The organism is Ignavibacteriales bacterium (assembly GCA_026390775.1).
GTDB lineage: Bacteria > Bacteroidota > Ignavibacteria > Ignavibacteriales > Melioribacteraceae > Fen-1258.
The window spans coordinates 601,167-614,173 of the sequence record JAPLFF010000003.1 but is presented as its reverse complement, the minus strand read 5'-3'; the positions used below and the strand labels follow the sequence as shown (position 1 = coordinate 614,173).

Below are 13,007 nucleotides of genomic sequence, written 5' to 3'. Positions count from 1 at the left end.
ATCTGCAATCGGATATATTATTAACTTTCATAAATATCTTTTGTAATAGTCATATCAACATCTAATGGATATTTTCCAGAAAAACATGCTGTACAAAAATCTTCCGGTGAATGGTCAATCATTGCTTCGAGTAGTTCATCTATGGTCAGATATTCAAGACTATCAACTTCAAGATATTTTCTTATTTCCTCTATATCGCTATTAAATTTGTTTGCAATCAATTCTTCTTTAGATGGAAAATCCATTCCGTAATAACATGGACTAATAATTGGTGGAGAAGATATTCTTAAATGTATTTCTTTTGGATTAGCTTCTCTCAATAATTTTACTAATTGCTTTGATGTAGTCCCACGTACTATTGAATCATCAATTAGAACAACGGTTTTATTCTCCAAGACACCTTTAACGGTATTAAATTTAATTCTAACACCAACTTCTCTTGCCTTTTGCCCAGGAAGAATAAATGTTCTACCTATATAATGGCTTCTGATTAAACCAATTTCTAGTCGTGAATTAATTCCTTGCTTAGCTAATTGTGTTTGAAATCCTATTGCAGCGGTATTCGAACTATCAGGAACACTTATAACAATTATTTTATCTCCATCCTTATCAACAACAGGATGTTTTTGAGCAAGTACTTTTCCCAATTTTCTTCTCATCTTATCTACATTAGAACCAAACACTCTGCTGTCTGGTCGTGAAAAGTAGATGTACTCAAAAATGCAGTGTTTTGGTTGAACACGATAATCAAAAATAAATTGCGAATTAAACTCACCTAATTGATAAGATGCTTGATCAATGATGATCAATTCGCCTGGCTCAACATCTCTAATAAGTATGGCTGAATTAATATCTAATGCGCATGTTTCAGAAGTAATGATGAACGAACCGTTTAATTTTCCAATACATAATGGTCTGAAACCGTTCGGATCTCTCGCACCAATTAGTTTATCATTTGTTAGAATGACAATACTATAGGCTCCTTGCACTTTTTGTAATGCTTCTTTGATCTGATCAATCTGATTTTCTAATTTACTCCGTGCAATTAAATGTAAAATTACTTCAGTATCACTTGTAGTTTGAAAAATTGCACCATCGTTCACAAGTTCTTCTCGAAGTAATTTAGCATTCGTTAAGTTTCCATTATGGGCTATTGCTAAATTTCCTAATCGGTAATTAACAGTAAATGGTTGAATATTCTTTGAAGAATCAGAAGCTCCTGTAGTGGAGTACCTGTTATGTCCTATAGCTGCATTTCCTGAAAGATGATTTTCAAAAATTTTTTCATCATTGAAAATTTCAGAAACTAAACCTAAACTTTTATGAATATTAAAAATTGATTTTCCTAATTCATTTTTTGAAAGCGTTACAATACCTGCAGCTTCTTGTCCCCTATGCTGTAATGCCAACAAACCATAATAAGTTGTTATCGCTGCATCTTTACCGCCATAAAATCCAAATACTCCACAATTACATCTTGGTTTGTCAGCTGTAAGATCAATCATCATGGTCCTAAAATTTTTAGTCAATTATGAAAAAGGCACATTCTCTATGTGCCTTGTATATTGTCGGAACGGCGGGATTTGAACCCGCGACCCCTTGAACCCCATTCAAGTGCGCTACCGGGCTGCGCTACGTTCCGGTTTTTACATTGCCGCCTGTAAATATTGTAAAAAGTTCTTTAGCTCTTCTAAATCTTTTTTTAATGGACGCGGTGAAACGATTTTTTGTTTATTTGATTCACTTTCATTTGGTGTGTTTTGCAAATTAGGTTCTAGTACAAGATCACTTAAAATCTTTTTAGCACCTTCAATAGTATATTTTTCTTCACGTAATAATCTTTTTATCTGAAGAATCAGTTTAATATCCTTGTTTGTATAAATTCTATTACCGGCTCTATTCTTACCGGGTTTTAATTGTTCAAATTCAGTCTCCCAATATCTTAATATGTACTGCTCTAATCCGGCTAACTTACTAACTTCACTTATAGAGTAGTATAACTTTTTTAGTCCAAAATCTTTCATGGCTTTATCCTTAAAATCTAATAGTTAAGATAGATGAAGAAAAATATATTCGCAATAATTGTGTTTAAATCTAATTCAATTTTTCTTAATAAGTTTTGTCAATGTATAAACAGCAGAAAGAAAACTAATTTCCTTAAAACCGGAAATGAAACCATCGCATTTTGAAGTTGTTAGTAATGTATTCCTGAATTCTTCTCTAGTCGCTAAATTTGAAAGGTGTACTTCAATTTTTGGAATTTTTATATTCTCAAGTGCATCGCGAATTGCTACCGAGGTATGTGTAAATCCTCCTGGATTAATTACGATCCCATCGTAATTGGAAGCTTCGTTAATTTTATTAACTAATTCGTATTCAAGATTCGATTGGGAAAAAGTAAAATCTAATTCATTAAATTCTTCTTTGATGAGAGAATTTAATTGATTTAAAGTTAGAGAACCATAATTCATTTTATCTCTGCTTCCTAACTTATTAAGATTAACACCATTTATAACAAGTATCTTAATCATTTTTCAGTAATCTCTTCTATTATTTCTCTAATTCTTGGAGGAAGATATTTCTCATCAATACCAAGATCTTTTAATGCAGATGTAAGGATCATTACTTTTTTTTGCAGAGTTGATAATTTATTTATGACAATCGTTTTATCTTCTTTCACAATACAATAACCGCCCTTAAAATCCCCTCTCTCAAATCTTACTTTTGCTCCAAGTTCTTGTGCAATCAGTTTTAAGTCTTGAAGTATTGTCTCGAATTCTTTTTCTTTAATTTTCATTCGACTTTTGAAGAGGTCTAAAGAGTACTAGAAAAATAATTGCCAAGTAAGAAAATATTTCTATTAAAGAGAAACTATTCAATTTTGTAAGCCGTTCTTTTGTTAATTCTAAAATAAAATTTGATTCATTAATGTTTGTTAATCCAAGTCTAATAATTTTATAATCAATCAAAGATAAGTATATTTCAAATGGAGCTGTGATAATTATTATCAAGGTTACAATAAATAACCAGCCGTTTCTTCTAAGATTTAATTTTGATGTTACTATAAAAGTCAAAAAAAATAATAGAAAACACGTGTATGTTATGAAATTTGAAATAATTAACGGAACTAAAAGAGAAACTGCTGATGATAAATTATTAGAATTATAAAATGTTTTAAGATTTAATTCAACAGGTTCAAATAGTTGGTACACAGCTATTTGACGGGCTATATATCCTCCTAGCCAAATAGTAAAAAAAATAGTTGTGAATAATAAAACTGTTTTCGAAAAAATACTTAGATCCTTCATGTATGATTTCATTTGTTCAAAAATAAAAAAAAAATATGACTATTGCTTCCATTGATATCGGATCAAATACAATTTTGCTGCTTATTGCAGAATACAATACAAAAGAAAACAACATCAAAACTTTAGTCAATTTTTACGAATCACCAAGATTAAGTGAAGGAATAAACTTGGGTGATAAACTTAGAAGAGATAAAATTGATTCTTTGATAACAGTTCTAAGTCTTTATAAACAACATATTGAAAGTTTTAATTGTGAAAAAGTATTGATTGTTGCAACTAATGTATTCAGAATAATTTCTAATAGTAATGAGGTCATTTATGAAATCAACAAGTTGTTTGGTTGGGATATTGAAATAATATCCGGAGATGAAGAAGCACGTTTAACATTTCTCGGATCTATCTTCCCTTTCCAAATTAATTCGGTGAATAATGTAATTGATATCGGAGGTGGCAGTACCGAGTTTATTCATGGGAATCCTTCTTCGATTAATTTTAAGAAAAGCTTTAACATAGGAGTTGTTTCTCTAACAGAAAAATATTTTAGCAATTATCCCCCCATAGAAAAAGAAATTGTACATGCTCTGGAATATTCAAAGAAAATATTTTCTGAAATAGTTGGCAATTATTCCAGAAGTATTGACACAATTGCTGTTGCTGGAACACCAACAACACTTTCATGTATCAAGCAAAATGTTCGAGTTTATGATGAAGTTAAAGTAGAGAATTCTATCATACAATTAAACGACATAGAAACTATTATCAAACAACTTTGTAACTTAACTAAAAATCAAGTGTTGGAAAGGTATGGTCAAGTTGTAAAAGGAAGAGAAGATGTTCTTTTGGCTGGCTGTTTAATACTAGTTTCGTTTATGAAACAAATAAATATTGATCAAGTTAGAGTAAGTACAAAAGGATTAAGATATGGAGTTGTAGTTGATTTTCTAGTTAAAAATAGCTTACTATATTTCTAAAATAAATTACACCCATTACCAACAACGTTAAAATCATACCGCTACAAATAGAATAAATTTTGTTTCTCGTTTGAGAGTATGTTCCAACAATAAAAAGTACACTGCTCCACAAGAATAGTAATCCTTCAATTATTAGAAGAATCAAAGAAGGTGTGGGTTTCATTAGTAAAGGAGAAGGATTAAATGTAAACCAATATTCTCCAAATAGAGCAAATTGTATCGGAGTTAAAACAACCATTCCGCCAATAAGAGGAATAAAAGCAAAAATATAAATTGCAAAATTATCTTTGAATCTATTTTCAATACCAAATAATTTGTTTGAGAAAGTAATAATCAAAGAAAAAGCCAAAAGTAAAACGATTGATGGCACTCCTCCGAGCAATAATCCATTCAGAAAAGTAATTGGCTCACCATTTACACTATATAGTGCATTGTGAATAATAATAGCAGTCAATGATAATTTAACACAAACAATGATCATCAATGTCACAACAAAATTTTTATTTTCCGCTTGGATTATTCTATCAAATGCTTGTAAAGGTGATTCGATAAGTTTACCGATAGTTTCCCATAAATCAATATTTGGTATTTTGGATCTTAGAAACGAATTGCAGTTCGAACAAATCATTAAATAAAATGCATTTTCTTTATTACAGTTATTACAGACTAAAACATTTTTCATATTTGCTGCGGTTATAATTTTATTTTAAGAGAAACTCGATATAAATCATCTGTTCTAATCTTCGAGACATCAAAATCAAATAAATGTGCATCTACATAAGCATCAACTAAATTTAGTAAATAAGCTAATCCAAAAAATACTGCAAATAGATCACGCTGATCTTTATAAAACTCTCGTATACTCAGATAAGATGCATTACCGGTACTATTTTGGCTTAAGCTTCTGTTATAGAGATCGCGATAATTGATATACGAATTATTACTAGTGTTCCACTGATACACGAACCAGCCCAAAAATCCCCATACAACAGGAATTTTCCAATAAGATTCATTATAAAATTGGCCGAAACCGGGAATTACAACACTTCTAATCACAGCTCCCCATGCAGACTTTTTCATTACAAATTTACTTGTATCAATTTTAACGCTATTGGAATCCAAAGGTTGCACTTGTGCAGATGTGCTTTCAGCGGATAAATGCAGTAAGAAAATAAGTATGATTAACTTAATTATTGTTTTTGCTGATAATCTCAAATAGTTCAAATAATCTTTCTAGCTCATCTAATGAATAATATTCAATTATTAATTCGCCGGCTCCATTTTTCTTTTGCTTACAAATTACTTTAGTGCCAAGAATGTTTTGGAGTTTTTCTTCTAGATCTTTTTGAGATAAATTACCTAAACTTTTTACATGAACAGAAACTTTTTTCTTCGATCCGTTTTTTTGGTTTATATATTTTCGTACAATATCCTCAACCTTTCTAACCGAAAGATTATGACTAATAATTTTATCTAAGATCTCTAACTGGATTATTTCACTTGGAATATTTATTAAAGCTCGTGCATGACCGGCTGAAATTTCATTCTTGATCAAACTTTGCTGTATCTTCTGTGGTAATTTTAATAAGCGAATTGTATTGGTTACGGTTGTTCGATCCTTCCCTACTCTATCGGCAATTTCTTCTTGTGTTAAATTACATTCTTCCATTAATCTCTTATATGCATTTGCAATTTCAATTGAATTTAACTCCTCTCTCTGAAGATTTTCAATAAGGGAAAGAGCAAGCATCGCTTCTTTTGTTTCTACCTTGATTATGTATGCTGGTATTTCTTTATATCCAACATCTTTACAAGCACGTAGTCTGCGTTCACCCGAAATTAGTTCGTAATGGTCTTTTGAAACTCTTCGAACAGTTACAGGTTGGATCAAACCATTTTCGAGTATTGATTTTCTTAATTCATCTTGAGCTTCGGGGTCGAATTCGGTTCTTGGTTGATAAGGATTTGGAGCTACGGAGCCGATTGGAATTTTTGCTAATACATCGTAAGATGTGCCGTCATCTTTTTGCAAGTCTTTATTAGAGATCGCTACAGGCGCATCAATTTTATCTTTCATTTGAGGATTAATTAATGCGTCTAATCCTCTTCCCAATCCCGGTTTCAAATTACTCAATTAGCTATACTCTTTTGTTCTAGATTATTTCTTTGAATTAATTCTGATGCCAGCGTTATATAATTTTGTGCACCGACTGAACTTGCGTCGTAAAGTATTACAGGTTTAGAGTGGCTCGGCGCTTCAGACAATCTAACATTTCTATGAATGATCGTTTGGAATACTTTTGTCCCAAAATATTTTTTTACTTCTTCTACAACTTGATGGGACAACCGTAATCTTGTATCGAACATAGTTAATAACACGCCTTCAATGGAAAGATCATTGTTCAGATTTTTCTTAACAATATTAATTGTGTTTAATAATTGTCCCAAACCTTCCAATGCAAAGTATTCACACTGAACAGGAATTAAAACCGAATCAGCACAAGTCAAAGCATTTAGTGTTAGTAAACCGAGTGAAGGAGGACAATCAATAAAAATAAAATCATATCGTGATTCTATAGTTGCAACCGCCTTTTTTAATAAATATTCTCTTTCTTCCATAGAAACCAATTCGATTTCTGCGCCGACTAAATCTATAGTTGATGGTATAATATCAAGATGCGGCATATATGTATTTATAATGCAGTCTTCTGCATCTTCTATTCCGATTAAAGCTTGATAAACGGAAAGTTTATAATTCTCAATACCGATTCCCGAAGTTGAATTTGCTTGAGGGTCAATATCAATTAATAGTGTTTTAAATTCTGCCGCAGCAACAGATGCAGATAAATTTATAGCGGTAGTTGTTTTTCCAACTCCGCCTTTCTGATTTGCAATAACAATTTTTTTGGCCATAAATAGGAATTTTTAATTACATAATTAAATTACAATAAAATTTCTTGTCCAAACTTAAGTACAATCGCTTTTTTCCCGAGAGCTTCAACTCTTTTCTTAAATTCTTCGGGATCTGAATGTATCACCGGGAATGTATTATAATGGATTGGAATTGCAGTTTTAGGATTAGCTAACTCAACTGCTTTGACTGCATCCGTTATTCCCATTGTATAGTTATCTCCGATTGGCAGCAGCATATAATCAAGCGGTGTCATTTCTCCAATTAATTTCATATCGTAAAACAATCCTGTATCACCGGTATGATATAAATTTTTCCCGTCAATTGATAAGATCACTCCCGATGCTTCACCGGCATAATAATTATCGGGAGTCATTGAGCCATGATGAGCAATTGTGAATTTAACTTTGCCGAATTCAAAATTATGGCTTCCGCCAATATGCATACTATGTGCTTTGAATCCTTTCGAAGAACAATAATTGGCTAATTCATTACAACAAATAAAAAGTGAACCGCATCTTTCTGCAATGCTAAATGAATCACCAATATGATCGCCATGACCGTGTGTCAATATAATAAAATCAGCATCAACATCTTTCGATTTTACCGGAGAGGTTGGATTGCCATCCAAAAACGGATCAATCAATATTTTCTTACCGGCATCAGTTGTGATCTGAAATGCTGAATGAGAAAAATATTTTAATTTCATTGTTTCCCTCTTTCCTATTCTAATAGAAATTTACTAATGTCTTATCAGCAATAAAATTAATCATTTCAATTTTAAGATGATGAATTTTATTTACTCTAAATCAGAAAACATTTTTTTCTTCTTAAACATTTGTGATATCACTTTCAAACCTTTCCCTTTAGAATCACTGAGTGAATTATTTAGATAATTTCTTAGTCCCTCTTTAGATAAACCGGTTTTAATTTGTCCGTCTTCGGCGACAGAAATACTGCCTGTCTCTTCTGATACAATGACACTAATAACATCTGCTTGTTCTGAAATACCGAGACCCGCCTTATGGCGCATTCCAAGAGGTTTGCCGTTTTTTGCATACTCACTTGATAACGGCAGCGTACATCGTGCAGCTTCAATTGTATCATTCATAATAATCACTGCGCCATCGTGTAAAGGTGAATGCGGGAAAAAGATAGAACGCAATAAATTCTTTGTAACTTTTGCATTGATCAATTCACCCGTTTCTACAATACTACGGATACCAACTGATTTTACAATAACTATCAAAGCACCGTGTTGGTGTTGAGCTAATTCAAATGCCGTTTCTGTGATTACATCTGTAAGATTTGATTCGTCACTTTTTATAAACATTCTAAAAATCGGATTCTTTCCTATAATTATTAGTAATCTTCTTATTTCAGGTTGGAATAGGATTACAAATGCAATTACCCAAATATCGGTTAGTAATCTAAGCAGCCATCCGAGAGCTTTAAAATTAGCCGCTTGTGCTAGAAAAGAAAGAATAAGGACAAAGATCAAACCATAAAATATTTGAGCTGCAATTGTTGCACGAATAATTGTATATACTTTATAAAAAATAAAAGCAACCAGAAGAATATCAATTAGATCAAGGAATGATATTGAAAGAAATCCTATTTTGATTATTTCAAACATTCTGCAGTAATTCCGGATTATCAAAAAAGCGGTTTAACTTAGATGCATATATTGTTTTCTTAACTTCATGAGTACGAATAAAGCGTGTACCGTTTTTAATTGCAAGTGTTTCAGCGATAAGAGTAGGCTCACCTCTTTCTTCAATATTAAGTTCAAGTGCTTTGCCAAGGAATGATTTCCTAGAAAGCCCCACAAGAATCGGTTGCCCTATTCCTTTGAATTCATTTAATCGTTTTATTAATTCATAATTATCCATTACTCTTTTCCCGAATCCAATTCCGGGATCTATAATAATATTTTTTATACCATTTTTTTTTGCGGTTTCAACTTTGGCTTTTAGATAATCATAAATTTCAGAAACAACATCTTCATAGTACGGAGAATCTTGCATTGTCTTGGGAATTTCTTTCATATGCATCAAAATCAATACTGCATTAAATTGTTTAGTGACATCTAAAATTTTTGGATCTAATGTGTATGAACTAATATCATTGACTAACTTAGCACCGCTTTGTAATGCCTCATGAGCTACTTCAGATTTTGATGTGTCAATTGAAATTAGCGAATCCGGTTTTGCTTTAATAATTTCTTCGATTACAGGTATTACCCGCTTAATCTCCTCTTCTTCACTTATAGGATCTGCGCCCGGTCTTGTAGATTCGCCGCCGATATCAAGAATATCAGCACCTTGCTCTAATAATTTAAGTCCATGTTCGACCGCATTTTCTTTTTGATAATATTTTCCACCGTCGGAAAACGAATCCGGTGTAACATTTAGAATTCCAACAGTGTATGCACGGTCTAACGGAAAAGTAAGTTTACCAATTTGTATAGTCTGGTTTTCATAATCTGTAATATTCTGAAGAATACGTGCTACTTTCCGCCCTAAATCTTCGTTGCCGATTGAAATAATTTCTTTTGATAACTCTCTAAAAATACCATATGTGCCAATCACCAATAGATCACATATAAGATCGCCTTTCTTACCGGTTGTATAGCAGATCTCTTTATTGGTCAGAATAATTCGTTTTATATTTTGAGCAAGTTTGAATTCAATCCCGCGTATCTCAATTCCAACAAGATCTTTCTCATATAATTCACGAAAAATATTATACTTTGCACTATATCTTCGAAAGACATTAGGATAAAAAATATCAACAAGCTGGATAGTCAACAGTTAACCTCTTACTAATGAGATTACAGAATTTCACAAATTTCGTATATAAATTAAAAAAAAATCTTGAATGGATTTGAGAAAAGAATAAGAAAGATACTTTTCTTACATGACCATATTTTTCAATTCGATCGTAGCAGCAGTGATGTTATCCTGACCAAATATAGAATTCCCTACTACAAATACATCACAACCGGCATCCGCAAGTCCTTTGATATTATTTTTACTGATACCGCCGTCAACTTCAATTAAAAAGTTAGAAGAAGTTTTTGTCCTTAAATTATTAAGTTCTTGAATTTTGCTAATTGAGGATTGAATAAATTTTTGACCTCCAAAACCTGGATTGACCGACATAATCAATACCAAATCAACAAGATTGATTACTTCTACTAAAGTTGTAATTGGTGTAGAAGGATTAATTGCAACTCCGGCTTTTGCTCCTAACTCTTTAATTCTTGTTAACGTTCTGTTAAGATGAACAACTTCTTCTTGATGAACTGTTACCCAATTAGCTCCGGCTTCAACAAATTTTTCCAGTAAAGCATCGGGATTTTTAATCATTAAATGAACATCAACCGGAAGTTTGGTAATTTTTCTTACGGCTTGTACTACAACAGGTCCAAAACTTAAATTAGGAACAAACTTACCGTCCATAATATCACAATGAATCCAATCAGCTCCGCCAAGTTCTGTAAAACGAATCTGCTGTGAAAGATTAGAAAAATCTGCGGTTAAAATAGATGAAGCTATTAATTTCTTTGGACTCATTTATATCACTCTATTTTGTTCTTGTTAAAGTAACTGTCACACTGTCGCCAATTTTAGTCAACGTATTTATACTTGGATATTGATCTACAACAGTGTTTGGTAAATAATTTTGTGAGAAGATATATACTTTATTACCTACTCTTAGTGAATTATTCTTAAGGATTTTTTCTGCTTCCGATAATGTTTGCCCAAATAGACTTGGGACACGAACCATACCAACCTGAGGTCCAATACTTAGTTTAAAATTAACCGCCGATCCTTTTGAAATTTCTTTTCCTTGAAGAAATTGCTGCTCTACAATTATACCGGCAGGAAATTCAGATTCTACTGAATCAACTTTTCCGATAGAAAGACCAAGTCGTTCAAGAGTTACAGTTGCATCTCTAATCGTTTTACCAACTAACGAAGGCATCTTGATTTGCGGATCTCCTCCGCTGATTGTTAGATATACTCTTCGATTAGTTTTAACAGCCATATTAGGAGACGGATTTTGAAATATTACATGATCTCTCTGATATTTTTGATCGAATCGGGATGTTTGTATAATAGGATTAAGACCGGCATCTTCAAGAATTTTTATTGCTTCATCTTTTTGTTTACCGATAACATTAGGTATTTGATGCTCACTTCCGCTTACATAAAGCGGTAAAATGATGTAATCAATTACAAGAAGAAAGATTAAGATGCCTCCAAAGACGTACAGTAATTTTTTCCAAAATATTTTTGAGGGCTTTTTCATAACTGAAATATAATTAAAGTGACTCACGTTAAGCAAGGAGTCATTCTGAACGGATCCCGACTTGTCGGGAGGAGTGAAGAATCTGATAATTGAACAATTAAAATTTTTAGATTCTTCTCCCGATTCATCGGAAGAAACATCTCAATTTTAGAACGTAAATAGACTCTTTCCCCCTTTGCTTATAGTTCTACTTTTTGATTAATTTATTAAGGCAATCAAAATATTTTATAACAAACTGCATATTTATGAAAACAGCCATTTGCATCTTCGAAGATGAAGGATTTCGTAATCTCCTGCCGTTAACATATTTACATCCGGTTTATGATCTGAAGTGCGGTATGATAACATTAAGGGAGAAGATTACTAAACAATTAACTTCTAAAAATGTAATACTTCATGTCAGGACCTCTTTACAAAAAGTTCTTACGGAAAGGTATCCCGGCTTTCCTATTAACAAATACGATGCAGATAATATTCTTTTTATTAATGGCAGATTATTAATTAATAAGAAAATTGCTAAAGAGATAAAAAAGCTTGGTAATAATTCGGCACTTGTGAAAGACGGAATTATTGCAGCTGCAAATCTTTCAGGAGATAATTTAAGAACTCTAATTACAAGCAAAGAAGAATTTTTACCATTTCATATTTTGAATATTTTAGCGAAAAGAGAATCTGATTGTTCGTTAATAAACTATGCTTGGGATTTGGTAAATGCTAACGGGGAGGAAATTGTTAATGATTTCAATTTACTAGTAAATAAGATTCCTAAAATTGATTCAAAAAAATATCGTTCTGTTGAATTCCTTAATAAGAATAAAATTTTTATTTCAAAAGGTGTGGAGATTCAGCCGTTTGTATTTTTAGATGCATCAGATGGACCGATCTACATTGGCAAAAATGTAAAGATCATGTCTCAATCGCATATTCAAGGTCCAGCTTTTATTGGTGATAGTTCAATTATTAAAACTCATGCATCAATTTATCACGGTACTTCTATTGGTGAAGTTTGTAAAGTCGGCGGCGAGATAGAATCTTCAATCATTCATTCTTATTCTAATAAACAGCACGATGGCTACCTTGGTCATTCTTATTTAGGAAGCTGGGTTAATATCGGAGCGGGATCGAATAACAGCGATCTCAAAAATAATTACGAGAATATTACTGTTCTGCTCAATGGTAAAAATGTTGATACCGGTTCACAATTCGTCGGCTTGATTATGGGCGATCATTCTAAAACTGCAATTGGTACATTGTTTAATACCGGGACAATTGTAGGTGTATCATGTAATATTTTTGGCGCAGGATTTCCCGCACGTAATATCCCGTCATTCAGCTGGGGCGGATCTGCTTTTTTACGAACCAATGATATTAGTAAATCAATTGAAGTTGCCAATATTGTTACAAAGAGAAGAAGTGTGAATCTTTCAGAAGCTGAGATTAATTTACTCAAAGAAGTTTTTAAGTTAACAATGCATGATAGACGTGACTAATTTTTAATTA

At 32.2% G+C, this 13,007-nt stretch carries 16 protein-coding genes and 1 tRNA gene; 2 read left to right on the top strand and 15 right to left on the bottom strand.

Annotated features, from left to right (window positions below; translation table 11 throughout):
* Positions 1 to 20: 20 nt before the first annotated feature.
* The 6 genes from purF to NTZ27_03080 all read right to left on the bottom strand — a co-directional run bounded on the left by purF (position 21) and on the right by NTZ27_03080 (position 3,308).
* The gene (gene purF / locus NTZ27_03105) at positions 21 to 1,505 is read right to left on the bottom strand and encodes an amidophosphoribosyltransferase (protein MCX6173723.1); all 1,485 of its coding nucleotides are present in this window, start codon (positions 1,503 to 1,505) and stop codon (positions 21 to 23) included.
* A gap of 63 nt (positions 1,506 to 1,568) precedes the next feature.
* A tRNA-Pro gene (locus NTZ27_03100) sits at positions 1,569 to 1,642 on the bottom strand.
* A gap of 4 nt (positions 1,643 to 1,646) precedes the next feature.
* On the bottom strand, positions 1,647 to 2,024 hold the full coding sequence (locus NTZ27_03095; protein ID MCX6173722.1) for a MerR family transcriptional regulator: 378 nt from the start codon (positions 2,022 to 2,024) through the stop codon (positions 1,647 to 1,649).
* A gap of 75 nt (positions 2,025 to 2,099) precedes the next feature.
* Entirely contained in the window at positions 2,100 to 2,531 is a 432-nt protein-coding gene (locus tag NTZ27_03090) for a 3-dehydroquinate dehydratase (protein ID MCX6173721.1), read from the bottom strand.
* Positions 2,528 to 2,797, bottom strand: a complete 270-nt coding sequence (locus NTZ27_03085) for a hypothetical protein (GenBank protein ID MCX6173720.1) — start codon at positions 2,795 to 2,797, stop codon at positions 2,528 to 2,530. Before NTZ27_03085 ends, NTZ27_03090 begins: the two co-directional genes overlap by 4 nt.
* Positions 2,787 to 3,308: a hypothetical protein gene (locus NTZ27_03080; protein ID MCX6173719.1), complete on the bottom strand. Its 522-nt coding sequence runs from the start codon at positions 3,306 to 3,308 to the stop codon at positions 2,787 to 2,789. Before NTZ27_03080 ends, NTZ27_03085 begins: the two co-directional genes overlap by 11 nt.
* 35 nt (positions 3,309 to 3,343) lie before the next feature.
* Between NTZ27_03080 and NTZ27_03075 the strand changes: the two genes are divergently transcribed.
* Positions 3,344 to 4,279, top strand: a complete 936-nt coding sequence (locus tag NTZ27_03075; protein ID MCX6173718.1) for a hypothetical protein — start codon at positions 3,344 to 3,346, stop codon at positions 4,277 to 4,279.
* Here NTZ27_03075 and NTZ27_03070 read toward each other — a convergent pair.
* The 9 genes from NTZ27_03070 to NTZ27_03030 all read right to left on the bottom strand — a co-directional run bounded on the left by NTZ27_03070 (position 4,254) and on the right by NTZ27_03030 (position 11,507).
* On the bottom strand, positions 4,254 to 4,961 hold the full coding sequence (locus NTZ27_03070; GenBank protein MCX6173717.1) for a YIP1 family protein: 708 nt from the start codon (positions 4,959 to 4,961) through the stop codon (positions 4,254 to 4,256). The two genes, NTZ27_03075 and NTZ27_03070, sit on opposite strands and share 26 nt — an antisense overlap.
* Positions 4,962 to 4,972: 11 nt before the next feature.
* The gene (locus tag NTZ27_03065; protein MCX6173716.1) at positions 4,973 to 5,359 is read right to left on the bottom strand and encodes a DUF5683 domain-containing protein; all 387 of its coding nucleotides are present in this window, start codon (positions 5,357 to 5,359) and stop codon (positions 4,973 to 4,975) included.
* Between the two features lie 106 nt (positions 5,360 to 5,465).
* Positions 5,466 to 6,413, bottom strand: a complete 948-nt coding sequence (locus tag NTZ27_03060; GenBank protein ID MCX6173715.1) for a ParB/RepB/Spo0J family partition protein — start codon at positions 6,411 to 6,413, stop codon at positions 5,466 to 5,468.
* Positions 6,410 to 7,192 (bottom strand): AAA family ATPase, encoded by a 783-nt coding sequence (locus NTZ27_03055; GenBank protein ID MCX6173714.1) that lies wholly within the window; start codon positions 7,190 to 7,192, stop codon positions 6,410 to 6,412. Before NTZ27_03055 ends, NTZ27_03060 begins: the two co-directional genes overlap by 4 nt.
* A 29-nt stretch (positions 7,193 to 7,221) precedes the next feature.
* Positions 7,222 to 7,899 carry a metal-dependent hydrolase gene (locus NTZ27_03050; protein ID MCX6173713.1) on the bottom strand — a complete coding sequence of 226 codons (678 nt, stop codon included), beginning with the start codon at positions 7,897 to 7,899 and terminating at the stop codon, positions 7,222 to 7,224.
* Between the two features lie 90 nt (positions 7,900 to 7,989).
* The gene (cdaA, locus tag NTZ27_03045; protein ID MCX6173712.1) at positions 7,990 to 8,826 is read right to left on the bottom strand and encodes a diadenylate cyclase CdaA; all 837 of its coding nucleotides are present in this window, start codon (positions 8,824 to 8,826) and stop codon (positions 7,990 to 7,992) included.
* A complete protein-coding gene (folP, locus tag NTZ27_03040) occupies positions 8,819 to 10,000 on the bottom strand; it encodes a dihydropteroate synthase (protein ID MCX6173711.1) in 1,182 nt (393 codons plus the stop codon). The genes cdaA and folP overlap by 8 nt, the downstream gene beginning before the upstream one ends.
* A gap of 105 nt (positions 10,001 to 10,105) precedes the next feature.
* On the bottom strand, positions 10,106 to 10,768 hold the full coding sequence (rpe, locus tag NTZ27_03035) for a ribulose-phosphate 3-epimerase (GenBank protein MCX6173710.1): 663 nt from the start codon (positions 10,766 to 10,768) through the stop codon (positions 10,106 to 10,108).
* 10 nt (positions 10,769 to 10,778) lie between these two features.
* The gene (locus NTZ27_03030; protein MCX6173709.1) at positions 10,779 to 11,507 is read right to left on the bottom strand and encodes a PASTA domain-containing protein; all 729 of its coding nucleotides are present in this window, start codon (positions 11,505 to 11,507) and stop codon (positions 10,779 to 10,781) included.
* Positions 11,508 to 11,752: 245 nt separating this feature from the next.
* On the opposite strand from NTZ27_03030, the gene NTZ27_03025 reads away from it, so the two are divergent.
* Positions 11,753 to 12,997, top strand: a complete 1,245-nt coding sequence (locus NTZ27_03025; protein ID MCX6173708.1) for a putative sugar nucleotidyl transferase — start codon at positions 11,753 to 11,755, stop codon at positions 12,995 to 12,997.
* The last annotated feature ends 10 nt before the right edge of the window (positions 12,998 to 13,007 follow it).